General features: G+C 62.0%; 14 protein-coding genes and 2 pseudogenes. 13 read left to right on the top strand and 3 right to left on the bottom strand.

Annotated features, from left to right (window positions below):
* Window positions 1-46 precede the first annotated feature (46 nt).
* A complete protein-coding gene (locus DDF78_RS03870) occupies window positions 47-823 on the bottom strand; it encodes a COG4705 family protein (protein WP_152580462.1) in 777 nt (258 codons plus the stop codon).
* Window positions 824-1199: 376 nt separating this feature from the next.
* Here DDF78_RS03870 and DDF78_RS03865 point away from each other — a divergent pair.
* Window positions 1200-2341, top strand: a pseudogene (locus DDF78_RS03865) (ATP-binding protein).
* 847 nt (window positions 2342-3188) lie between these two features.
* Here DDF78_RS03865 and DDF78_RS03860 read toward each other — a convergent pair.
* Window positions 3189-3875, bottom strand: coding sequence for a carbonic anhydrase (locus tag DDF78_RS03860; RefSeq protein WP_152580461.1), 687 nt, complete (start codon window positions 3873-3875; stop codon window positions 3189-3191).
* A 317-nt stretch (window positions 3876-4192) separates the two neighbouring features.
* Window positions 4193-6880 (bottom strand): annotated as a pseudogene (locus DDF78_RS03855) (phosphoenolpyruvate carboxylase); the annotation flags it as partial.
* Window positions 6881-7415: 535 nt separating this feature from the next.
* Between DDF78_RS03855 and DDF78_RS03850 the strand changes: the two are divergent.
* From DDF78_RS03850 to DDF78_RS03795, 12 genes are all read left to right on the top strand, one after another.
* Window positions 7416-9059 (top strand): threonine/serine exporter family protein, encoded by a 1644-nt coding sequence (locus tag DDF78_RS03850; RefSeq protein WP_152580507.1) that lies wholly within the window; start codon window positions 7416-7418, stop codon window positions 9057-9059.
* 322 nt (window positions 9060-9381) lie between these two features.
* Window positions 9382-10188 (top strand): type I methionyl aminopeptidase, encoded by an 807-nt coding sequence (map, locus tag DDF78_RS03845; protein WP_152580459.1) that lies wholly within the window; start codon window positions 9382-9384, stop codon window positions 10186-10188.
* Window positions 10189-10878: 690 nt separating this feature from the next.
* On the top strand, window positions 10879-12042 hold the full coding sequence (fbaA, locus tag DDF78_RS03840) for a class II fructose-bisphosphate aldolase (protein ID WP_152580458.1): 1164 nt from the start codon (window positions 10879-10881) through the stop codon (window positions 12040-12042).
* A 745-nt stretch (window positions 12043-12787) separates the two neighbouring features.
* Window positions 12788-14332: an ABC transporter substrate-binding protein gene (locus DDF78_RS03835; protein ID WP_152580457.1), complete on the top strand. Its 1545-nt coding sequence runs from the start codon at window positions 12788-12790 to the stop codon at window positions 14330-14332.
* A complete protein-coding gene (locus DDF78_RS03830) occupies window positions 14332-15276 on the top strand; it encodes an ABC transporter permease (protein WP_152580456.1) in 945 nt (314 codons plus the stop codon). The genes DDF78_RS03835 and DDF78_RS03830 overlap by 1 nt, the downstream gene beginning before the upstream one ends.
* A 52-nt stretch (window positions 15277-15328) precedes the next feature.
* Window positions 15329-16171, top strand: a complete 843-nt coding sequence (locus DDF78_RS03825; RefSeq protein ID WP_162000680.1) for an ABC transporter permease — start codon at window positions 15329-15331, stop codon at window positions 16169-16171.
* On the top strand, window positions 16168-17058 hold the full coding sequence (locus DDF78_RS03820; RefSeq protein WP_152580454.1) for an ABC transporter ATP-binding protein: 891 nt from the start codon (window positions 16168-16170) through the stop codon (window positions 17056-17058). Before DDF78_RS03825 ends, DDF78_RS03820 begins: the two co-directional genes overlap by 4 nt.
* Entirely contained in the window at window positions 17055-18011 is a 957-nt protein-coding gene (locus DDF78_RS03815) for an ABC transporter ATP-binding protein (protein ID WP_152580506.1), read from the top strand. The genes DDF78_RS03820 and DDF78_RS03815 overlap by 4 nt, the downstream gene beginning before the upstream one ends.
* Window positions 18012-18094: 83 nt before the next feature.
* Window positions 18095-20458 (top strand): family 1 glycosylhydrolase, encoded by a 2364-nt coding sequence (locus tag DDF78_RS03810; protein WP_152580453.1) that lies wholly within the window; start codon window positions 18095-18097, stop codon window positions 20456-20458.
* Window positions 20459-20560: 102 nt separating this feature from the next.
* Window positions 20561-21211 carry a TetR/AcrR family transcriptional regulator gene (locus tag DDF78_RS03805; protein ID WP_152580452.1) on the top strand — a complete coding sequence of 217 codons (651 nt, stop codon included), beginning with the start codon at window positions 20561-20563 and terminating at the stop codon, window positions 21209-21211.
* 463 nt (window positions 21212-21674) lie between these two features.
* A complete protein-coding gene (locus DDF78_RS03800) occupies window positions 21675-22976 on the top strand; it encodes an adenylosuccinate synthase (RefSeq protein ID WP_152580451.1) in 1302 nt (433 codons plus the stop codon).
* 226 nt (window positions 22977-23202) lie between these two features.
* Complete coding sequence (locus DDF78_RS03795) at window positions 23203-24852, top strand: ClC family H(+)/Cl(-) exchange transporter (protein WP_237564540.1); 1650 nt, start codon at window positions 23203-23205, stop codon at window positions 24850-24852.
* The last annotated feature ends 59 nt before the right edge of the window (window positions 24853-24911 follow it).

Here is a 24911-nt window from a genome sequence, read left to right as displayed (position 1 = left end):
TCGAAGGGCTTATGTAGGTCAGTGCTCGTACAGAAGCGAGGCGTACCTAGTTCGCCTCTTGTCTGTCGACGCGCGAAACAGCCAGGTATCCAACGGCAATCGCCATGACGATGCCGAGAATCAGCGCCACTGGCCCATCGCCGAATCCCATGCCGCCCGCTGTTTTCGGCTTGCCGAGGAAATCTGCCGCTGACGCCCCCACCGGCCGCGTCAGCACGTAGGCGTACCAGAACAGCAGCACCGTATTGGCCTTGCACAGCGCAAGAACGGCTGTCGGCACTGTGATCAGCACCGCGAAGAGCACCAGCGACCCGATGTAGCCCAGGTGGAAGGTCGTTGCTACCATGTCGCTTGCGGCCGTGCCGAGCGCGAAGGCGGCCATCACCGCCAGCCAGTAGAAGATCTCCCGCCGCGGGGTCGTAATGCTGTGAATATTCAAGGTTCCCTCGACCTTGTGCCACACGATGAATACGATCGCCAGCGCAATGGCGAAGCCGCCTGTGGAAGCCTCGTAGGGCACGCCGAACTGCACATGCAGCACGTCGGCCGCCATCGTGCCGAACACGGCGACCATCGTCACAGCGAACCAATACGCCAGCGCGTTGTAACATGGCATGCGCAGCTGGATGACCAGGGCGACGATCAGCACGATTCCTGCGCCAATCACCGCGATATGCGGATCCACCGCGACCACGGAATAGTCGGAGAAGGCCTCGCCGAATGCCGTGGTAAGCAGCTTGACGATCCAGAATGCGGCGATAAGCCTGGGTACTTTGGCAGAAGCGTAATGGTTCGGCTGGTGTGCTGCATGTTCGATGTTCATATGAGCGTTCATTGGTGACTCGTGGTTTCCCTTGACAATTGGTTCCCTTGGCAATGCAAACACGGTCAACCTACCATGCGAAGCTCCAAAAAGAGGCGCGGCTCCACAGTACTCACATGCTACGAGCCTCGTATGCGGTTTCGCGGCTTGTGACTTATGATTTTTGGCTTATGACCTCCGGATTTTCTGCGTACCACTTGGCACGATGATTGCCGGCGATATGAGCGTCATGTACAAGAGTACGTAATCGTATATTATGGTGTGTAATCGTGTAATATGGTGTGTGTTCGTGGTAGATAGTGCATAACGCGTCATATAAGCAGGGCATGGGGCATACAGCCGCATAAGCTATACAAGTCATACAAGGAGGCGCGATATGGTAGCGGAGACCAATCCATTCAAGCCGACGGCTGGCAAATGCCGCCCATACTCATCGGGCGGCAGGCGATTATCGATGACTTCTCCGAATCGCTGAAAAACGGCGTCGGTGCGCCGGGGCGCATCATGCTCGTCACTGGGCGGCGCGGCTTCGGCAAGACAGTTATGCTTACCGAATTCCGGCGCATCGCCAAGGCGCAGCACTGGGAGACCATCGCGGAAACCGCTTCTCAAGGATTGGTTGCGAGGCTGGTGGCGGCGCTGACGCCCGAAAAGTTGCAGCTTGACGAGGCGGAAATCAGCCCGACGGTGGCTGTCCCAGGCGTTATCTCCGCCAGCCTCGGACAGGCGCATTTTTCCGCGCAGACCAGTCCGCTGACCTTGCGCAACGCGCTGAACAGGCGACTCGCCAGCCGAAAGATCGGCAGGGGCAAAGGTATCCTCATCACCATCGATGAGACGCAGGCCGCCTCGCGTGAGGATCTCGTGGCGATCGCTACGGCTGTGCAGCACGTCATCACGGATGCCGATGAAAGCGACACGCCTGACGCTGAGAAGAAAGGCATCGCCATCGTCTTCGCCGGTCTGCCGTACATGGTCAACGACCTGCTGGATAACGAGGTGACGACGTTCCTGCGCCGCGCGTTGCGGCGCGAGCTCGACAATATCGCGCTGCCGGATGTCAGAGGCGCGTTCGTCCAGAGCGTTGCCGAGTCGGGTAAGACCATCAGCGATTCGGATGCGCTCGATGCCGCCCGCCGCTCCGAGGGCTACCCGTACATGGTACAGCTCGTGGGGTATTACATGTGGCAGTCCGCGCAGCGTCGCGGCTCCGCCGTCATCACCGCTGACGATGTGAACACGGGGGCTGGCGATGCGATGCTGGCTTTCGAGGACGCCGTATGCGCTCCGGCATTGAATGGCACGACGGGCGCGGAACGGCTGTTTCTCACCGCGATGGCCCAGGATTCGCCGAATCCCACGAGAGTGGCCGACATCGCCGAGCGCGCGCGGCGAAGCCGCAGCTGGGCGGACAAATACCGCGCAGTTCTTATTGAGGACAAGCTCATCCGGCCAGCCGATCACGGCTATGTGGAATTCGCCGTGCCGCATCTGGGCGAGTATCTGCGCGCGCTTTAGGTTGTGTACGGTTTATGGCTCGCGGTTCGCGTGCGGCTGTCATCCGTGATGTATCGCCGACGATCAGCGTTCAGCGTCGCCTTTTGTACGCTAACGTGAGGCTGGCGTACAAAACGTCACATAATAGGTCCGCAGAACGTTACAATTCTTACGGCAGGGTCCAATTACCGTAAGAAAAGCGACGCAAGTGAACGGTCGACGGCAACGGTTCGCCGCCAACGACTCGCAACCGGGACCTTACGGTCGAATGTCCTGCGGCTGGGCGGCTCGCAGAGCAAAGGAGCGACAAAGACTGTCTCCTCTTCATCTATTAAGCAGATTTCTGCGTATGGCCGTGTCAACAGGGTCTTCCCAGACATTGTCATGCACTCATAATCGGCGGAATGCCGCGAATCTGTGTCTGAGTATGATGTGCTTGTACTTTCGCAAGTGCTTAATACGCGAAAAAAGTGCTGAATAGATGAAAGTAGTGTCGGATTGTAGTGCCGATGCTGCGATTTTCGTGGTTGCCGCCGACGCAGCCGCTGTGGGCGTCTATTCAGCACTTTTTTCGCGTATTAAGCACTTCGCCAAGTAGACGACGAATTCGCCATAGCGCGTTTTGGCGGAATACCGCCATTCCCAAGAATCAGCAAAGGGCCGTCTGAACATGCAAATCTGCGTAATCGTCCCAGATGTGCTTAATAGATGTGCGCATCAGCCGCACGCCACCCTTAACTACCTTCAAAACTGATAAATCGCGACGGCATAGCCGTGGCAGCGGCATGAACAGGCAAACCGAACATGGTGAAACGCTAAGCGGCATAATGCTCTTACTCGCATATGGCCGTTCCGCCGTCCGAACCGCTCAGAACGACAGGACTTCGACCTTGCCGTTGGTGACCTGGTAGCGGGCGCCGACGATGGTCACCCGCTGCTCGGCGATGGCCTGACGGATGGTTGTGGAGCCGTTGACGAGGGCTTCGATGGTGCGGGCGACGTGCACGCGCTCGAAGTCGTCGGTGCTGGTGAGGTCGGATTCGCGCGCGGCCTGAATCGATGCGCCGACGGAGCGCGTGATGATGGAGTCCGATTCGGCGATGGTCTTGGCGAGATCGCTCTGGCCGTCGAGCGTCGAATCGTCAATCAGCGTTTTAAGCTGGGCGACTGTCGAGGCGACCGCGCCGCAATGCTCGTGCCCGAGCACGACGAGCAGGCTGACCTTAAGCGCTTCCACGGCGAATTCGAGCGAGGCGACAACCGCATCGTCAAGCACTTCGCCGGCCGTGCGAATCGTGAACATATCACCTAGGCCTTGATCGAAGACGATTTCCGGCGGCACGCGCGAATCCGAGCAGGAGAGCACGGCTGCATCCGGGTGCTGCGCATCGATAAGCGATTCGCGCGTCTCCTTGTCCTGCCACGGATGCTCGGCGCTTCCTTGCGAGAATCGACGGTTGCCGGCCAGCATGCGGCTCCACGCGGCCGTGGCCTTCGCCTCGGTCGTTTCAGGTTGCTCGGAGTGCTCGGGTTGCGCATTGGATTCGTCGGTCATGGCTTTCCTCTCATATCGCGTCATATCGGCTATTGCCATATTGGCTTGCTGTTGTATCGCCGGTTGCGGCCGCTGCTGCATAGCCTTTCGCCATGATAGTCGCGCACGAATATAAATGGTGTAAACAATCAAAATTGGGTTCGGCAAGCCGCTGCATACGCAAATACGCACATACGCAAAAACCGCGCGAGGCGGGCCGGAACCCGAAGATTCCCAACTCGCCCCGCGCGGTTTATACCGGATGAAGCCGGACGGGGCGCGGCGTGCAAAATCATGCACAACCGCTTTCATCCGTCCGAATCCGGGTCACAACCGAATCAGCCCGTGTTCTGCAGGCCGGCGGCGACTCCCGAAACGGTGCACAGAATCAGGTAGATGAACCCGGCCTGCTGGCTTTCGCTCAGCTCTTCCTTGTCCACCTTCTTGCGCAGCGTCCGCAGCGCGAGCACCTGCGTGACCGACAGCGCGTCGACGTACGGCGAGCGGATGCGTACGGCGCGGCCGAGCACATGACGGTGCTGCAGCGGCCATTCGTCGTCGACGATGAGCAGCACCCACTTGCGGGTCAGCTCCATCTCCTCAAGCACCTTGTCGCGCAGATCGTCGCGGTCGCCCAGCGCCAGATACATCTTGGCGATGCGCTCGTCCGTCTTCGCGATCGACATCTCGATGTTATCGATGAAGGTGGTGAACAGCGGCCATTCCTTGTACGCCTCGCGCAACGCAGCAAGGTCGCCGAACTGCTCGCAGGCCGTTCCCAGGCCGTACCATGCGGCGAGGTTGATGCGCGCCTGCGCCCAAGAGAACACCCAGGGAATCGTGCGCAGATCGTCAAGCGACTTGGCACCAAGGCCTCGCTTGGCGGGGCGCGAGCCGATCGGCAGCAGGCCGACCTCGGTCAGCGGCGTCACAGTGGAGAACCACGGGGCGAAATCGTCGGCCTTGATCAGATCGAGGAAGCGCTTGTGCGAGATATCGCTCAGCGTGTTCGCCATATCCTGGTATTTCTCGGTCGTCTCGGTGTTGGTCTTCTCCACGCTCGGCGCGGACTGCAGCATGGTGGCAGCCGCGACCGACTCGACATGGCGCACGGCGAGCACGGGGTTGCCGTACCGGGCGAAGATGATCTCGCCCTGCTCGGTGAGCTTGAAGCGGCAATTGACCGAGCCGACCGGCTGGGCCAGCACCGCGCGATTCGCGGGGCCGCCGCCACGACCGACAGCGCCGCCGCGACCGTGGAACAGGGTCAAATCGATGTCATGGCTCTTCGCCCACTTGGCGATGCGGTCCTGCGCGGAATGCAGTGCGAGCGTAGCGGTGGTCGGGCCGGCGTCCTTGGAGGAATCCGAGTAGCCAAGCATGACTTCCATCTTGCCGCCAGTGGCCTTGAGACGAGCCTGCACCTCGGGGATCTTGATCATTTCCTCGAGCACATCGACGGAATTCTCGAGGTCCTGAAGCTGCTCGAACAGCGGGATCACGTCGATGGTCGGCACGTCCTCGGGGTGCGCGAACGCCATGCGGTTGAGCTCGTACACGTCGCGGATGTTCTGCGCCGACTTGGTGAAGGAGATGATGTAGCGGCGCGCGGCCTTCATGCCGTTGCGCTTCTGAATCGAGCCGAGCGCGCGGAAGGTATCGAGCACCTCGTGCGTCATGGGCTGCAAATCGCCGCGCTCGCCGTGCAGGCCGTGCTCGCGGATATCCTCCAGCGCGCGCGAATGCACCACCGAATGCTGGCGGAACTCCATCTCGACCATGTGGAAGCCGAAGGTCTCAGCCTTCCAGATCAGGTCCTGGACCGGGCCGTAGGCGGCGCGCGGGTCGCCGGCCTCGGCGAGCGAACGCTGCACGATCCGCAGATCGTCAAGGAACTCGTCGCAACTGTGATACATGAGATCGGCGTCGCGCTCGATCGTGTAGTGCAGCTTGTCGGCCATCACGAGCATGGTCGCGCGATGCGGCTCCTGCGTGGAAATCAGGGTGGCCTTGTCGGTCAGGCGCTCGCTCATCTCCTTGAGATGGCTCCACAGCTGAAGCAGCTCGGGGCTGGGCGGCGTCGTGCCCGATTCCATCGTCAGATTGCGCCCGACAGTGCGGGTCGCGCCCTCAAGCGCAGTGATGACATGGTCGGTGAACTTGCGGGCGACCTTGCGGCTGACCTTGGCGGTGACGTTCGGGTTGCCGTCGCGGTCGGAGCCGATCCAGCTGCCCGGGTGGAAGAAGGCGGGGCATACCGGCGGCACGAGCCCGGCCTTGTCGCCCAGCACCCAGTCGTCGAAGCGGCGGTAGACCTTGGGAATCGTATCGAAGAGCGTGTCATCGAAGATATCGAGGATGGTGTTCGACTCTTCGACCGGAGTCGGCTTCTTCAGCGCGATCGGCGAAGTGCGCAGCAGGGCGTCGATCTCGTTGTAGAGCCTGCGGCGGTTCTCCTTCTTGTTGGAGCCGCCCAGCGTCGAATCGTTGCTGAGCAGAACCGCAATGCGGCGAATTTTGCCGGCCACTGCCTTGCGGCGGGCCTCGGTCGGGTGCGCGGTGAACACCGGGTGGAACTCGAGCTTGTCGAGCAGCGCCTTGGCCTTCGCCGGGCCCATCTCGGTGATGATCTGATGGTAAGTGCTGGTCAGCTCGTTCACCGGATCAACGGCCTGATCATCGCTGACTTTGGCTTCGCGCTGATGCAGCGAGCTGACGCGGTAGTTCTCCTCGCACAGATTCGCCAGATGGAAATAGGTGGTGAATGCGCGGGCCAGCAGCTGGGCGTCGTGCAGATTCATCGCATCGATGATCTCGCGTGCCTTGTCCAGGCCGCTTTCCCCGGCTTCAGCCGGTGCCTGCCCGCTGTACTGCGCGTCGCTGTCGGCCACCACATAATTGCGGACGGTGTCGAACTTGCTGAGCAGTTCGGGGTTGAATTCCCCAACCACATCGCGCAGAATCTCCAGACATAGATCCATGTCGTGCTGCAGCGACGCGGGGAGCTCGTGCTCCTCCGGCAGCTTGGCGGGAGCGGTGACGGGCGTTTGCCCACCACCGGCAGCCGTGGCTTGTGTTTTCTGTTGTGTCATGAGACCTCCTTTGCCGAACTTCGGTTGCTCGATCTGTCGGTCGTTCGCGGCTCCTCCGCGATTGTGGTGACCGGCTGTTGCGAACCCAAAGCCATCGTTCGGTGGTTTGTGCGGCTTCATTGTAAAACTACCAAATCGACATTCGTGTTACCGAAGGGCGTATTGCGCATAATATTGCGCGTATTAGTGGTTATGTTTGCGGTCGTATTTGCTCTTGGTTGATATGCGGTTGATGCGTGAATCGATGCGTGAATTAATGCGCTGAACGTGGCGGCGGGGCACGGCGTTGGGAATGGCTCCGGGCTCATACGTGGCGTGCGCTAGAACTTGTATTGTGACTTCCGAACAACAACGCGAACAGAGCGAACAGACGGCTGCGGCTGCCCACGTGGCCGACCATGCGTCAGGAACTCCTGAGGACACGGCCACGGCGGTGCAGCATTTCCACACCCATTCCATTCCGCTGGACATGGAGGATATCGAGCGCGACTGGGACACGCCGGTGTCTGAAGCCGGCATCGCCGCCAAATCGAGCGTCATCGTGCGCGTCGGCATGCTGGATCTGGGCGCGGGAACCGGAAGCTTCCGGGTGCGCGAGATGATGCATCGCATCGCCTACCCGCTCGGTGTGCATGTGCGGGCCGATGTGAACCTTACCGACATCGAGGCGTCCTGCACCGATGGCAAGAACCGCATCACCGAAGTCGTGGACCTGCCCACGACCGGCGTGAACACCGAGCGCATCTGGCTGCTCGAGCATTTCACTGACTGGTTCAACGTGAATCTCGGCGAGAAATCGATGTATCACGCCAAGCCCACTGTCTCCGAGGAACTCGTGGAGCAGCTCGACAACCCCGCATCGCGCAAGTCCGCTATGCGCGCGGTCAAGCAGGCGCGGTGCGAGCGCGAGGATGCTGAGGACGCTGAGGATGCGGAGAATGTGATTGCGGGCGAAGGCGAAGGTGAGAATGCAGTCGGGGACGCGGCCGAAGGCAAGGCTTCGGCCGAGGGCGGGCAGCTGCCGTCTGCCGCCATGCCTCGCAGCCGCGCCCATAAGCCGCCAAAAGGCCAGTACGCCGAGCACTTCGACCATGTCGGTGCGGCGCCGTTGCCAGCAGGCGGCTCTGGCATCACCGTGGGTCAGGTGCACAATCGGCTCGATCTGATCGAACGCCGCCCGCCGCTCTACTCGCCGCTGTTCTCCGGGCTCGGGTCGGCTTTGGCCTGCGCCGCGTTCGTGTTCCTGCTCGGCGGCGGGCCCTACGACATGATCGGCGCGTTCATCGGTGCCGGAATCGGCCAATACCTGCGGCGACTGCTGTTCGCGCGGCGGCTGAACCAGTTCTTCGTCACCTTCGTGTGCGTGGCCATCGCCGCGCTCGCCTGCGTGGGCACCCTGCGCCTGATCGGCATGTTCGACCCGGTCGCGCTGCAGCACGACACGGCATATATCGGCGCGATGCTGTTTGTGATACCTGGATTCCCGCTGATCACTGGTGGCCTGGATATCGCGAAAATCGATTTCCCCTCCGGCATCCAGCGCACCGCCTACACGCTGTCGATCATCCTGATGGCCACGCTGGCAGGGTGGATGGTGGCCACCATCGTGCACCTCAACCCGCAGGGCTTCGCGCCGCTGGGACTCGACCCCTGGGTGAACGGGCTGCTGCGCTTCATCGCGGCTTTCGTGGGCGTGTGGGGCTTCTCGGTGCTGTTCAACTCGCCGCAGCGCATGTGCTTCACCGCCGCGTCCATCGGCGCGATAACAGACACCCTGCGCCTGACGATCGTCGATTTCGGTGTGCCCCCCGAGGCCGCCGCGTTCATCGGCGCGCTGCTCTCCGGCCTGCTCGCCTCGGCCTGGCGCTCCTCAGTGCGCCGTGGCATTCTGCCGCCGCATCTGGACTACCCGCGCATCTGCCTGACCGTGCCCTCGATCGTGATCATGGTGCCGGGCCTCTATATGTATCAGGCCATGTTCCACCTCGGCCAGTTCGACACCCAATCTGCGCTCAACTGGGCCTTCCGCGCCTTCATGGTCATCCTGTGCCTGCCCGTCGGCCTGGCTATGGCCCGCGTCATCACCGACAAAAGCTGGCGTTACGACATTTGACGCTGCGAACGGCTGGGCAGCCATCCGGTCGCTGGCTGTTCGTCCGCATCCTCGTCGCTCAGCGTACGTTATTGCGCACGTTGAATAGGGCCGTATCGGGAAACGTACGCTGAGTCGCTGTCAGTGTACGTTTTCCAACATGGCCTTCCTGTATAGAGCTGCCCAATAAGCCTGTAGGTTCGGAGCGCGAGCAGATGCGTTGAGCGCGCCGTGAAATGTCCTATCAGGGGTGCAGTATTCGAAGGTAGCGAATTAGCGAGAACGGTTATCAATTGGTAGACGTGGTGAATAGAATAGGTGTGTCAAGGAAGGACATGACGGCATGATCGAGCTGAAAACGCCTAAGGAAGTCAATGAGATGCGGCCTGCGGGCAAATTCGTGGGAGACATCCTCGCGAAGCTGCGCGAGATGACGCATCCTGGGACGAATCTGCTCGAAATCGACGACTACGTGCGACAGCGGATCGAGGCGCGCCCAGGCGCGGTCTCCTGCTACGTCGATTACGCGCCGGACTTCGGCACCGGCCCCTTCAAGCATTACATCTGCACATCGGTCAACGACGCGGTGCTGCACGGCATGCCCTACGATTATGCGCTGCGCGACGGCGATCTGCTGTCAATCGATCTCGCGATCACGGTCGACGGGTGGGTCGGCGATTCTGCAATCAGCTTCGTCGTCGGCAAGAAGGCCGACCCTGAAGACCTGCGGCTCATCCAGACCACGCGCGACGCGCTCGTTGCTGGCATCCGCATGGCGCGCTCGGGCAACCGGTTGGGCGATATTTCGGCTGCTATAGGCGACGTGGCCCGCGAGCAGGGATACATGGTCAACCTCGAATTCGGCGGGCACGGCCTCGGCCGCATCATGCACGGCGATCCCTTCATTCCCAACGACGGCAGGGCGCATCACGGCTTCCGCCTGCGTCCGGGCCTGGTCATCGCCATCGAGCCTTGGCTGCTGCGCACGACTGACGAAATCGTGCAGGATGAGAAGGACGGGTGGACCATCCGCTCCGCCGACGGCTCGCGCGGCGCCCACACCGAGCACACCCTGGCCATCACCGACGGCGACCCCATCATCCTCACCGCGCGCGAGCACGATGAAACCGTGGATGCACTGGGGTTCTGAGGCTTCGATTCTGAGGATTCTGAGATTCTGAAGGATTGAGGGGTAGCGTGCCATGTGAAGGCCGCTACCCTGCGTTTTTGATGCCTAAGTCCTTGCCGGCCTCGTCCGGATTGGGCGGCACCGGAACGTTCAGCGCCTGGTCGATGACGACAATGGCGGTCGACTATCCGGCAATATCGCGTAGTAAGCACTTTTTTCGTCTATTCAGCACCTCATGAAAGTATGCGCCCGATTGGTTCCTCACGAATCGTTGATATCCCGCTGATTCTGCGAATATGGCATACTCCGGAAAACCTCGATTGATCTGTCGCGCATAGCAATGTGCTTAGTAAAATAGGGATTGGGGCCAGTGAGGCGAAATCAGCGGGGCATGGGCAACGTCAAGGTTATGGGGCTGTCTAAGTCACACTTTTGGGTTTTCCTAAGTCAATGGTATGGGGAAATGTGCGGTGGTTGCGGCAGCCGCAATGCTTGGATGAGGCGGTGATGCTGGTCTGGGCCGTTGCCGGTGCCGTTGCGTGTGCTCGCATGTGTGCGGCTATGTATTTAAGCCGCGCAGCCAAGTCATGCAGTCGAGCTATGGCACTGTGTTATGACACCGCGCTACAACACTGCAACGATGTGCGGAATTTCACGCGGAATTCCGGCCTGTTGTGTGCATTTTCGGGCTAGTGCAGCGATAATGGGATTATGACTATTGCAACCCATGAACGTTATGCGCAGATGCTGGATGCCGCCCGCCGCGGCGGCTATGCCTACCCCGCGATCAATGTCACCAGCACGCAGACGCTCAACGCCGCGTTGCAGGGATTTGCCGAGGCCGAGTCTGATGGCATCATCCAGGTTTCGGTTGGGGGAGCGGCCTACCTTTCGGGGCAGTCGGTGAAGAATCGGGTTGTCGGTTCGCTGGCGCTGGCCTCGTTCGCGCACGAGGTCGCGGCGCACTATCCGAACATCACCGTGGCGCTGCACACCGACCATTGCGCCAAGCAATATCTGGACGAATGGGTGCGGCCGCTGCTGCGCCATGAGATCGATGAAGTGGCGCATGGCCAGGAGCCGACCTTCCAATCGCATATGTGGGACGGCTCGACGGTGCCGTTGGATGAGAATCTCGATATCGCCGAGGAATTGCTGGAACAGTCGGTGAAGGCGCATACGATCCTTGAAATTGAAATCGGCGCGGTCGGGGGCGAGGAGGACGGTCATTCCGCCGAGATCGACGAAAAGCTCTACTCGACGCCCGCTGACGGCGTGAAAGTCGCTCAGCGCCTGGGGCTTGGCGAGCGTGGCCTATACATGGCGGCGTTCACCTTCGGCAATGTGCATGGCGCGTACAAGCCCGGCATCGTGCAGCTGCGGCCCGAACTGCTGGGCGATATCCAGCACGAGGTGGCTGCGGCGGTGCGCGACGGGCGGGTGTCTTCCGTGCCGACGGCTTTCGTGGACAGCGCTACCGCGCGTGCCGGTTCAGGCGCTGGCGTTGGTGCGAGCCTTGGCACAGATGCGAACGCCGGCGCTGACACAGACGCGGCGGACGCAGTGGCCACCGAGAAGCCGTTCGCGCTCGTGTTCCACGGCGGCTCGGGGTCACGCCCTGAGGAGATCGCCCAGGCGGTGAGCCACGGCGTCGTCAAGATGAACGTCGACACCGACACGCAGTACGCTTTCACCCGAGCGGTCGCCGGCCACATGTTCGAGCATTACGCCGGCGTGCTCAAAATCGACGGCGAAGTAGGCGAGAAACGCTTCTACGACCCGCGCTCCTGGGGCCGCGAAGCCGAATCCTCCATGGCCGCCCGCATAGTCGAGGCCTGCCAGCAGCTCGGCTCCGCCGGCAAGGCGCTGAAGTAGGGCGGTTTTGGGTGCCCGCTTTGTTGTGAGTGCTCATGCAATTGCCCGAGGTCGGACATATCGCTGGCCACCCGTCACGATTCCTGCACTATCGCGGGGCTTGTGCGGGCGTTGTGTCGTTTGGGCGCGGTCATATGGCACAAGTCCCGCATCATAGTCGACATAGTGCGGGAATCGTGACGGTTCTTTGCCGTTATACGTCACAAGCCCCGCACAAGGGTTGTGTTAGTGCGAGCTTTGTAACGTTCATGACTAAGGGTGGACTCCGTTGCTACCTCGGCCCCTTGGCGAGCCCTCGGCGTCGGCTACGCAGAACCCACAGGGTTCTGCGCTTAACGCCTCCGCAGGAGTTGTGACGACTGCGTGTGCGAGCGTCGCCTTTTGCACGCTAACTTGACGCTGGCGTATGAAATGTCACGGAATCGGACCTCACAACGTTGCCTTTTGCACGGCAGGGTCGCGTTAGCGTACAAAAGGTGACGCTGAGTTGGGTCACGATCGCTTGAGATTGCTATGAGACCCAAGCGTTCGGGCGAGGCTGCGGCTCACGGTGACGATTTCTTTCTATGCGTACGGAGATTGAGCGCGAACTATTAATGCAAAGCAAGCCAGCTTTCGTGCAGTAACGGCGCAAACCGGTTCACCGAAAGTTCAATGTCATTATGCCGACGCTTAACCTGAGTCACCACTAAGGTTAAGAATCCGGTGCCATGCTGATGTCGTGTTCAAGAAAACATCACATATCATGGCATCCGTCATTACCATTGGATGCGCTCTCTCCTTCCTGGCAGGCTGCGGCAATGCCAACGGTTCCTCCGGAACATCCAGTGATAGCACCAACTCCTCCACCTCATCCGTTGCGCCTCGGCAGGGCGGGAATCTGACCATCGGCTTGGACCGCGAGGTCCAGACTCTCGACATCGCCAGCTCCATCACCACGCAGCAGCCGCTGCTCATCCTGTCCACGGCGGTCTACGAGCCGCTGATGAAGGCGGGCAAGGATGGCTCCGTCGAGCCGGATATGGCCAAATCATTGACCTCCGACGCCACGGCGACGCAGTGGAAGCTGACCTTGCGTGACGGCCTGAAGTTCTCCGATGGCACGCCGCTGACTTCCAAGGAGGTCGTCGCCCATATCAAGCGCCTCGGCGACCCCGCCACCAAGTCCTCCGCCATGGCCCAAGTGGCGCAGATCAAGCAGATGGACACCCCCGACGCCGCAACGGTCACCTTCGCCCTGGCGAGACCGAACGCGGATTTCGCCGCGCAGTTCACGCGCGCCTTGGGCATGATCGAGTCCACCACCGCCAAGGACCCATTCGGGTTCCCGCTAGGCGCAGGCCCTTACCAAGTCTCCGACTTCACCCCCGGCAGCTCGGTGAAGCTCACCAAGAACGCCAATTACTGGGGAGACAAGCCCTACCTTGACACGGTGACCTACAAGATGATCCCTGACGCGGACTCACGTTTCCAGAGCCTGAAATCCGGCGACATCGACCTGATGTGGTCCGAATCGGCCTCGCAGTTCCAGGAGGCCGCCAAGGATTCCTCGCTTAAGGTCATGAAGGCTCCGGCATCCATGAGCATGGTCCTGTTGAACTTGAAGGATGCTCAGCTTGCCGATGCTTCCGTGCGTAAGGCTTTGGCGCAGGCGATCGACCGCAAGGCGCTGAACGCCGTAGTGAATCTCGGTGAGGGCAAGCCCATCGACAATCCGTACGCGCTGCTCGGCGGTGTCGCCCCCAAGGACGCCAACTACCCGCAGTACGACCTGAATGCGGCCAAGTCGGTGCTGGAAAGCAAGCATATCAAGCTCACGCTCAACTGCGAGAACCGCCCGGACACCGTGCAACGCGCCACCGCGCTCAAGGATATGCTGGGCAAGGCTGGCGTCGACATCACAGTCACGCCCGTCGAAAGCGCGAACTACACCTCGCAGCTCATGTCCGGCGAGTTCCAGATGGCCGACTTCGTGACTTCGGTGCTTTCGGATCCTTCCGGAGCGCAGTATCTGTTCACATCGAAGGGGCCATACAACTTCACCGGATACGCCAACACGACGGTTGACTCCGCCATCGCCGCTGCCTCGGCTACCACCGACGAATCCAAGCGTGCCGCTGCTTTCGCCACCGCATCCAAGGCGCTTGGCAAGGATGTGCCGGTGCTCTGGACCACCGCGACGAACGCCGGTTTCATCATGAGCAATAAGATCGCGGCCTTCCCCGACATCTCGCACAACACCTTGATTGAGGCGCAGGCGGGCAAGATCGCTCTGGGCGAAGGCCACTGATGCGCAAGACCATCGGCACTCGCATCGTTCGCTCGATTCTGGTGCTGCTCGTCGTCATCGTGGCAGTCAATCATCTTGTGGCGCTGCTGCCGGGCGATGCGACCATGCTGCTGCTCGGTCAGGATGCGACCGCGCAGCAGCGCGCGCAGCTGCGACAGGACCTGGGGCTGGATAAAACCGAATTGCAACGCCTTGGCGGCTGGTTCGGCGGCATCCTGCGTGGCGACTGGGGCACCTCCTTCGCCAGCGGACGGCCGGTGCTGCACGAAATCGCGAGCAGGCTGCCGGTCACCCTCGAAGTCGTCCTGCTCGGCCAGGCCGTCGCAGTGATTCTCGCTCTGCTGATCGCTACGTTCAGCGTGCGGCATATCAATGGCGCGGCGGACCGCACCCTCTCCGGATTGTCGTTCCTCATGCTTTCCGTGCCGTCATTCGTGATTGGTCTGCTGTTGATCTACATTTTCGCGGTGACGCTGAACGTGCTGCCGGCTTCAGGGTACGTGCCATTCGCGCAGAATCCGGGCAAGAATCTGGTGACGATGATTATGCCGGCGCTCACCATGGGGCTGGGCGAGGCTGCCGTGTATGCGCGCACGTTGCGCGGCTCGCTGATAGCCACCATGTCTCAGCCGTACATGGATGCGGCCCATGCGCGCGGCGCATCGCCGTGGAAGGCGCTGTGGACCCGCGCCTTGCGTCCGTCGAGCGTTTCGTTCGTCACCTTGGTCGGCATGAACATCGGCGTGAGCATGGGCGGTTCGCTGATCATCGAGAACATCTTCGGCATCCCCGGCATCGGCAGGCTTGCCGTCACTGCCCTGCAGGGGCGCGACATCCCCTTGCTCCAGGGCATTGTGGTGTTCGCAGCCTGCGCGGTGCTGATCATGAGCATGCTCGTTGACGTCGCCGCCTATCTCATCAACCCAAGCGGCGCCCATGAGTAAGGAGCGTACCAGTGAGGAAGATACAGGTGGAGATGATGCAGGTGAGGAACGCATGAGCGGAAAACCGAGAATGCCCCATATCGCATGGCATGCCTTCGTTGCGAGGCTTACCGCGGCTAGGGCCGTGGCGATTGTCTGGCTTGTCATGCTCGTCGTCATGGTGCTGTATTCCTATCTTGCGCATATCGATGCGTACGGCAACGACTATCAGGCACTGAGCCAGGCTCCCAGCGCCGCGCATCTTTTCGGCACCGACAATCTGGGCCGCGATGTGTTCGCCCGCACGATGCAGGGAGCCATAATCAGCGCGACCGTAGGTGTTACTGCGGTATGCATCGGCTTCGTCTGCGGGCTGGTGCTCGGCATGATCGCCGGCTATCTCAAAGGAACGGCCGATACCATCGTCGAATTCGTGTGCGATGTGGCCTTTGCGGTTCCTCCGATGCTGATCATCTCCACGATTGTCGCTTTGCGAGGGCCGAGCATCATGGTCATCGCCTGCGCGATAGGCGTGTTCAGCATCCCGATGTTCACGCGCATGTGCCGCGCGGCGACGGTGCCCATCACCTCGGAGAACTACTGCCTGGCCGCTCGCGCGCAAGGCGCTGGGCTGACGCGCATCATCGCGCGTGAGATCCTGCCCGGCGTGCTGCCGCAAGTCAGCGCTTACGCCTTCACCGCCCTGGCCGGCGCGATTGTGGCGGAAGGGTCGCTGAGCTTCATCGGCTTCGGACTGCGCCCGCCTACCCCTTCATGGGGCGGGCTGATCGCGGAGGGCCGCACGCAGCTCGCCGCCGCCCCGTGGGTCACGCTGTGCCCGGTTGCGGTGCTGTGCCTGACGATCTTCTCCATCAATACCATCAAGGAACTCTTCGAGCCGGAGACCAACGCATGAACGAACCATTGAACAGCACAGCAAATAGGCAGGCGGTGCCGGTGCTCGAAGTGCGCGATCTTTCCGTCACCTTCCAGACCGGGCACGGCCCGATTCAGGCCGTGAAGCATGTCAGCCTCGTCATCCGAGCCGGGCAGGCCTTCGGCATCGTCGGGGAATCGGGAGCCGGCAAAAGCGCACTCATGCGCGCCATCGCGGATATCCAGCCGCTGGGGACCAGAAGCGAGATCACCGGCAGCGTCACCATCAACGGCCAGGAGCCGGCTCGCATGTCTGCCCGCAAGCGTCGCGCGTTCATGTGCTCGCAGGTCGGCATGATCTTCCAGGATCCGCTGCGTTCGCTCAACCCCACCTACCGCGTCGGCAGCCAGCTGACCGAGGCGCTGTCCAATATGGACAGCCGGCCCGATGCGAAGGCACGCAGGGCTCGTGGTCTGGGCATGCTGAGAACCACCGGGTTCGACAATCCCGAATCGCTCTGGCGCTGTTACCCCTTCCAGCTTTCCGGAGGCCAGCGGCAGCGCATCGGCATCGGTGCCGCAGCCATCGGCCACCCGCAGCTGCTCATCGGCGATGAGCCCACCACCGCTCTTGACGTGACGGTGCAGCACCAGGTTCTCGACGTGCTGGACGACATCAGACGCGCCACAGGATCCGCTTTTCTGCTGGTCACCCACGATCTCGATGTGGCTGCGGAACGATGTGACACGATTGCGGTTATGAAAAGCGGCAAGATCATTGAGGTCGGGCCGACCGAGCAGATCATGACGCAGCCGCAGAATCCCTACACCAAGGCGTTGCTCGCCTGCATTCCCTCGCTTGAGGGGGAGCGGCTGCGCAGGCTGCCCACCGTCGAATCAATCTACGCCGAAGGAGGCGCGCAATGACCTCTGCAGTGCAACCTGAGGCAACGTCCGCGGATGGCGGGCGCGGCGAACGGGAGGAATCTGTGCCCGCCGCGCAGCCATCTCAGCCCTCGCAGTCCGCCGCGTTGTCTATACGGCATTTGGCTTGCACATATGGCGCAACGGAAGTGCTCCATGACATCAATCTGGAAGTGCCCCAAGGCCGGTGCGCGGCGCTGGTCGGAGAATCCGGCTCGGGCAAATCCACCATCGCCAAAACGGTTATGGGCATGAAGGCGCCTGCGCGCGGATCGGTTCTGGTGTGCGACCGGGAGGTGCAGTACGGGCGAAGCCGATTGCGCAAAGCCAGCCGGCGCAGCGGCAGCCAGACCGGAGCTGCCGGCGGTAATGGCAGCAACGGCAGCAACGGCAGCGGCAGCAACGGCAGCGACCATTGGGACAGCCGCCCACGGGTGCATATGGTGTTTCAAGATCCGGTCTCCTCGCTGAATCCACATCGCCGGATTCTCGACGTCGTAGCCGAGCCCTACACCATCGCCAATCACCTCGCATCGAGCGAGCGCCTGGCGAAGGCGGCGGCCCTGCTGGCCCGGGTGGGCATCGACCCGGATCGCTACGGCCCGGCGAAAGCGGGGGAGCTTTCCGGAGGTCAGGCGCAGCGTGTGGCCATCGCACGCGCCATCGCCGCCGATCCCGAGCTGCTGATCTGCGATGAGCCGGTCTCCTCGCTCGATGTGTCGGTGCAGGCCACGGTGCTTAATCTGTTCGCCGATCTGCGCGACCAGGAGCATATGAGCATGCTGTTCATTTCGCACAATCTTTCCGTGGTACGTATGATCTCAGACGCGGTCTACGTGCTCGACCAAGGATCCATCGTGGAAAGCGGCGACACCGAGCAGGTGATCCGGCATCCGCAGCACGCCTACACACAGCGGCTTATCGCATCGGTGCCGCGCTACCGGGCGCAGGCATAGCGCATAGGCGTCACCATCATTTAGCCACAATATCGTCAGCCACAATATCGCCAATCAATCACCGCAGCAAAGGAATAGCATCAATGAGTTCAGCACTTCCCGCAACATTTCTCTGGGGAACCAGCAACGCCGCATATCAGATCGAAGGCGGCTGGGATGCCGACGGCAAGGCTCCGTCAGTCTGGGATACGGCATACCGCAACGGCAGCCTTCGCGTGCGCGATGGCGCTGATCTGGGCAGGGCCGCCGACGAATATCATCGGCTCGACGAGGATCTCGATCTGATGCGTGACTTGGGCGCGCAGGCCCACCGCTTCTCGATTTCCTGGCCGCGGGTCGTGACCGATGCCGAAGGGCATATCAACGAGTCCGGGCTGGATTACTACGACCGGCTGGTGGATGGGCTGCTGGCGCGCGGCATCCTGCCGGCGGCATGCCTGTACCACTGGGACACCCCGCAATGGCTTGAGGAGCGCTGCGGAGGATGGATGGGTCGCGAATCAGCCGAGCAGTTCGCACGCTACGCCGAAATCGTGGCGCAGCGGCTCGGCGACCGCGTCGATCAGTGGTACACGATGAACGAGCCGTCCCACCCGGCGATGGCCGGATACGTCGCGGGCTTCCTCCCGCCGATGCGCAGCGAAGGGGCGCGCGGCCTCGACGCCGTGCACAACATCCTGCTGGCGCATGGCATGGCTGTGCGCGCGCTGCGCTCGGCGAAGGTATCAGGCCGCATCGGCACCATTCTTTCTGTTGCCGGCGTGCAGCCCGCCACCTGCAATCCTGCTGACGTGCAGGCTGCCGAGACCGCGCGGCGCTCGTTCGACCGGCTGATGCTTGACCCGCTGATGGGCAAGGGCCATGCCCCGCTGATTCGCGAGCAGGTGCAGGCCGATGGCGCTTGCCGCGAGGGCGATATGGATGTCATCGCCGAACCGCTGGATATCCTCGGCGTCAATTGGTATTCCAACATGTACGCCACGACGCCGGAGCGTGCGCCGATGTTCTTCGAATCCGGGAATGATAACGAGAAGGCCCTGCATGCGTTCTCATCGATGCTGGGCGAAGGAAACGGTGTCGCCATCGTGCCGGGCCCGGGCAGGCGCTGGTGGAGCCCGCGCGGATTTCGCCAGGAGACGCCCGGCGGCCTGCGCGCAACCGTGGAATGGGTGCACGAAAGCTACCCGGATCATCCGCGCATCATCATTACGGAGAACGGGCGCGGCACCGCGTATCCGAGCGCAGCGGAGGGGCTGACGGAGTCAACGGAATCAACGGAGTCGGCGATACTGGCGGAGTCGGCGGGCGAGACCGCAGAAGACGCTGGGCAATTGCAAGCAAGCCTGAACGACGCCGTGCGCATCCGGGCGCTTGCGCACAACATCCGCGATCTGCATGCGCTTGCGAGCGAGGGCATCGCAGTCGACGGGTATTACGTCTGGTCCAACATCGACAACATCCAGTGGATGGACGGGTTCTCCGAGCGCTTCGGGCTGGTCCATGTCGATGCGGCGACCATGAAGCGCACACCGAAGGATTCCTTCGCCTGGTACCGCGACGTGGTCCGGCACAACGGCGACCTTGAGGCGCTCGATGCTCCTGTTGCCGAGGAACGCTTCGATGGCGACGTCAACGGCATCGAGCTGGGCGACGTGCCCAACGCTCGCGGCATCGGCGGCCTGCGCACCGTGAGCGACCATTATCTACGTTCGGGCTTCTTCTTCCGCTCTGCGGGGCTGAACTTCATGAAGCCTGAAGGCGCTGAAGAGCTGCGCCGTCTGGGCGTGCACACCGTGATCGATCTGCGCGACCCGTGGGAGATCGGAACCTGGCCGTACCAGCTGGACGATGATATCGAGGTGCTGCGCATCGGACTGCTGGGCAGCGGCGTTGCGGATAGTGGCGTTTCCGGTGGCGGCGGAGAGGATGACGGAGCGGGCAATGAGACCGGGGATTCGACAAGCAAACCACTCAGCGCGCGCATGATGCAGGGGCTTGCGTCGGTGCAACTGCCGGAGCTGTATCGCCGGATTGCCTTCGACCATGCGGACAAAGTCATTGCGGTGCTGCAGGTTCTGGCCCGCAGCGAAGGCAGGCCAGTGCTGATTCATTGCACGGCGGGCAAGGACCGCACCGGCATCGTATCCGCCGTGCTGCTCGGATTGCTGGGCGTCGAGGATGCGCTGATCGTCTCGAATTACGCGCAGTCCGCAGCCAACCTGACCAGCGCGTTCAAAGCGGCCATCAGCCAAAGCCTTCCGGGAAAACTGGGCAAGATTGCCAATCTTCAAGGCGCGGCGGCGGCGCTGCTCGCCTCACCGGGCGAGACCATGCAAGGGCTGCTCAACGATATGCGCGGGCGCTACGGCACGGTCACGCAATACTGCCTCGCCAATGGAATGAGCGAAGAGGAGATCGCCACGCTGCGCACGCTGTTCATCGAATAGGCTTGGATCCGGGCGTTGCGGTGCCTGATTTGCATGTTGGAGGAAAGGCGGAGGATATGATGTCACGGTAAGACATAGTCCAACAGGTGGTGCAAGTCCGAAGTGGAAGCAAAGAAGAGCGTGCGCAAAAGCCCCAAGGGCGAACGCAGGCGGGAAGACATCGTCAGGTCGGCCACCCGTCTGTTCAGCCGATATGGATATGAGCGCGTTCGCATTGCCGATATCGCCAAGGAAGTCGGCATCTCCGATGCAGGAGTGCTCTATCATTTCCCGACCAAGGAGGCGCTGTTCACCGCCATCGTCGATCTGCGCGAACGCGACTACCGATTGGACATGGCGGATGCGGACAGCGTGCGGGAGATGCTCGACCGCAGCATCGAAAGCGTGCAGCAGGCGGCCACGCATCCTGATCTGCTGCGGCTGCGCGTCACGCTCACCGGCATCGACGTGGTGGAGGACACCCCGGTGCGCGGGCGGCTGGCGCGCAACTTCGCCCTCATGCTGCCGCCTGCGGAGAAGAGGATACGCAAGGGCATCGCGGCGGGCGAAATTCGCGCGGATGTCGACCCGCAGCATGCCGCGCTGACGATGTACGCCATCAATGAGGGCGTGCGCAGCCAGTGGGTGCTCGCCAGCAGCCTGCACTACGAGATGTCGTATGTGCGCACTTACGCCGACGGGGTGAACATGCTTTACCGCGGCATCGCGGAGCGGCCATTGCCCAGCAGAATCGACGTCGACTCCATCGAGTGACGGCTGAATGACGGGGGCTGGCCTCTAGCTGTGAGGCGACCGTCACGATTCCCGCACTATCGCGGGGCTTGTGCGGGCGTTGTGTCGTTTGGGCGCGGTTATACGTCACAAGGCCCGCATGATAGTCGAAGTAGTGCGGGAATCGTGATGATTCTTTGCCGACATACGTCACAAGCCCCGCATGGGGTGCGAGTTAGTGTGGGCGTTGTGACGGTTGCGTGTGCGAACGTCGCATTTTATACGCTAAGTCGAGGCTGGCGTATGAATTGCTATGGAATCGGACCTCATAACGTTGCCTTTTGCACGGCAGGGTCGAGTTAGCGTACAAAAGTCGACGCTGAAACAGTCATGTGCCCCGCAGCCGCACACCGTCCGCAACCGCCCAACAACCGCGCCAACCCCGCTGGTATAGGCGTCACGGTAGGGTGTTTTTGGCGTAATCAGGCGGACGCGGAGGTGCGGTATGGCCGGAATCATTCTTATTGGTGCTCAGTGGGGCGACGAAGGCAAGGGCAAGGCGACCGATTTGATCGGCACGCGGGTCGACTATGTCGCGCGCTTCAACGGCGGCAACAACGCGGGCCACACGGTGGTGGTCGGCGACGAATCGTACGCGCTGCACCTGCTGCCCAGCGGCATCATCAGCCCCAACGTCACGCCGGTCATCGGCAATGGCGTCGTGGTCGACCCCGAGGTGTTGTTCGAAGAGATCGAAGGCCTGGAATCGCGCGGCGTGGATTGCTCGCGGCTGCTGGTGAGCGAGGGCGCGCAGGTCATCGCGCCGTACCATCGCGTGCTCGACAAGGTCACCGAGCGCTTCCTCGGCAAGCATAAGATCGGCACGACCGGCCGCGGCATCGGCCCGGCGTATGCGGATAAGATCAACCGCGTCGGCATTCGCGTGCATGACCTGTTCAACGCTCAGCACTTGCATGACAAGGTTGAGGCGAGCCTGCATCAGAAGAACGAGATGCTCGTCAAGCTCTACAACCGCCGCCCGGTCGACGTGGACGAGACCACGGACCATCTGCTGGCGCTCGGCGAAAAGCTCAAGCCCTACGTCGCCAACACCTCGCTGATTCTTAACAAGGCGCTCGAAGAGGGCAAGACCGTGCTCTTCGAAGGCGGCCAGGCCACGATGCTCGACGTGGACCACGGCACCTACCCGTTCGTCACGTCGTCGAACCCGACCGCAGGCGGCGCGTGCACCGGAACCGGCGTCGGCCCGACCAAGATCACCCGCGTGATCGGCGTCTCGAAGGCCTACGTCACCCGCGTGGGCGAAGGCCCGTTCCCCACAGAGCTGAACGACGAATCTGGTGAATGGCTGCGCGCCCAGGGCCATGAATTCGGCGTCACCACAGGTAGGCCGCGTCGCTGCGGCTGGTTCGACGCGGTCGTGAACCGCTACGCCGTGCAGGTCAACGGACTGACCGACATCGTGCTCACCAAGCTCGACGTGCTCACGGGCCTGAAGGAAATTCCCATCTGCGTGGGCTACGACGTGGAAGAAGCAGACGGCACGCACACCCGCTACGACGATATGCCGGTCGATCAGGCTGCCTTCACCGCCGCCAAGCCGATTTATGAAACCATGCCCGGCTGGGATGAGGACATCTCCAAGGTGCACACGTTCGAAGGTCTGCCCGCCACCACGCAGGCGTATGTGCATCGCCTCGAAGAGCTCTCCGGCTGCCGCATCTCGGCAATCGGCACCGGCCCGCAGCGCGACCACATCATCTCCGTGCATTCGCTGATCGACTAGACGCCGGCTCAGATTCGTTCGAGGCATGCGGGGCGCTGCAATGGCTCATAATAAGGTGGCTCATAACGAGGATGCGCCGGGCGGGAACGCGCCTGACACATCCGAAAATGCTGAATTGCCCCAGAATGCCGATGGGCCCCAGAATGCCAACGCAACCCAAAACGCCAAGGCGTCCGAAGGCGGTGTCGCAAAGTTTCTTGGGCAGCTCGGTCGCAAGCAGTGGACGATTGCCATTCGTGCGATTGTGTGTGGCCTCATCGCCGGTCTGCTCGTGGCGCTGTATCGCTATGGCATCGGCTACGGCACGCGCTTTGCCCGGTGGATGTATCCGCAAATCCTGGCCCAGCCGTGGTTGATCGCACCGTTCGTATGCGCCGCTGCAGCCATCGGTCTGTTTGTCGCATGGTTGGTGCGGCTCGAACCGATGGCGAGCGGCAGCGGCATCCCGCAGGTCGAGGGTGTGCTCTTGCTGGGTCTGCGGATGCGCTGGCTGCTGGTGCTTGTGGTGCGCTTTGCGGGCGGGCTGCTGTGCGGCATGTTCGGCCTGTCGCTGGGCCGCGAAGGGCCGTCGATTCAGATTGGCGCAGCCGCGAGCCAAGGCGTGTCGGGCGCGATGAAGCGCGATGGTTTCGAAGAGAACACGCTGATAACCGCCGGCGCGGCGGCCGGGCTTTCCGCAGCGTTCAACGCGCCGCTTTCCGGCATGATGTTCGCGCTGGAAGAGGTGCATCGCAATTTCTCGCCGGTCATATTATTGTCAGCCGCAAGCGCCTCGCTCAGCGCCGATTTTGTCTCGAAAACCTGGTTCGGCCTGCGCCCTGTGCTCAATTTCACCAGCATCGGGCAGCTTGCCCTGCCGCTGTATTGGTGGATGATTCCACTGGGAATCGTGGCTGGGCTTGTCGGTTCGCTCACGAACCGGATGCTGCTGGGCTTCCAGAGTTTGTATGGCAAGCTTCCGGCCATCGCTGGCCCGGTTATCGCGCTGCTCATCGCCTTGCCATGCGGCCTGTTCGCGCCGAAAGTCCTTGGCGGCGGCGAGGAGCTCATCGATTTCGCCGAGCATGCCTCTTCGGGCGTGCTGATGCTGCTGGGATTGCTGGCCGTCAAAATGCTGTTCACCGGCACGAGTTTCGGCTCGGGCGTGCCCGGCGGCATCTTCATGCCGATTCTGGCTATCGGCACGCTTGCGGGAAGCATCTTCGGGCTGCTGGCCGTGCGGCTGCTTCCTGGTATCGTGCCGCAGGGCGCGGTCGCCGTGTTCGCGGTATGCGCGATGGCGGGCACGCTCTCGGCCTCGGTCAAGGCGCCGATGACCTCGATTCTGCTCGCTGTCGAGATGTCCGGCTCGCTTGTGCATATGCTTCCCGTCGCCGCATGCGCCTTCATTGCGCTCTTCGTGTCTGATGTGCTCGGTATTAAGCCGATTTACGGTGCCTTGCTGGACCGCTATATGGCGGCTCATGGCAACGACGGCAACGATGGCAATGCTGGCGGCGGGAAGGGCGACACTGCCGATACTGCACGTCATGAGTCCGGTACACAGTCCGCGCTGCAATGGCGACACGCGCTACATGCGCCGCACGCCCTGCACATGCCGCATGCGATAGCGCATAGCCATAGCCGTGCCGCGCTCGGCAACGCGGTTCTGGAATTCCCGGTCGAGTTCGGCAGCGCCATCGCCGGCCTGCGTGTGGGCGACATCGATTGGCCGCGTGGTGCGGCGCTTGTCGACATTCGCCGGGGCGAGCGCGAGGTGGTGCCGCGCCGCGAGGAGACCATTATGCCGGGCGATTACGTGTTCGTGATGTTCCCCGCGGACGGGCTGGCTCAGGTCCGGGCGGGCATGGTGGCGTTGTGCAGTTCGCCCATGTAATATGGACGGGTCGCATCCGCCGGCGGCGTGTCCGAGTTGCGTTGGCCCAGCCAAGGCGT

The organism is Bifidobacterium tibiigranuli, assembly GCF_009371885.1.
Lineage (GTDB): Bacteria > Actinomycetota > Actinomycetes > Actinomycetales > Bifidobacteriaceae > Bifidobacterium > Bifidobacterium tibiigranuli.
Note: the sequence above shows the minus strand (reverse complement) of the source record. Positions and strands in the feature narration are given on the sequence as shown.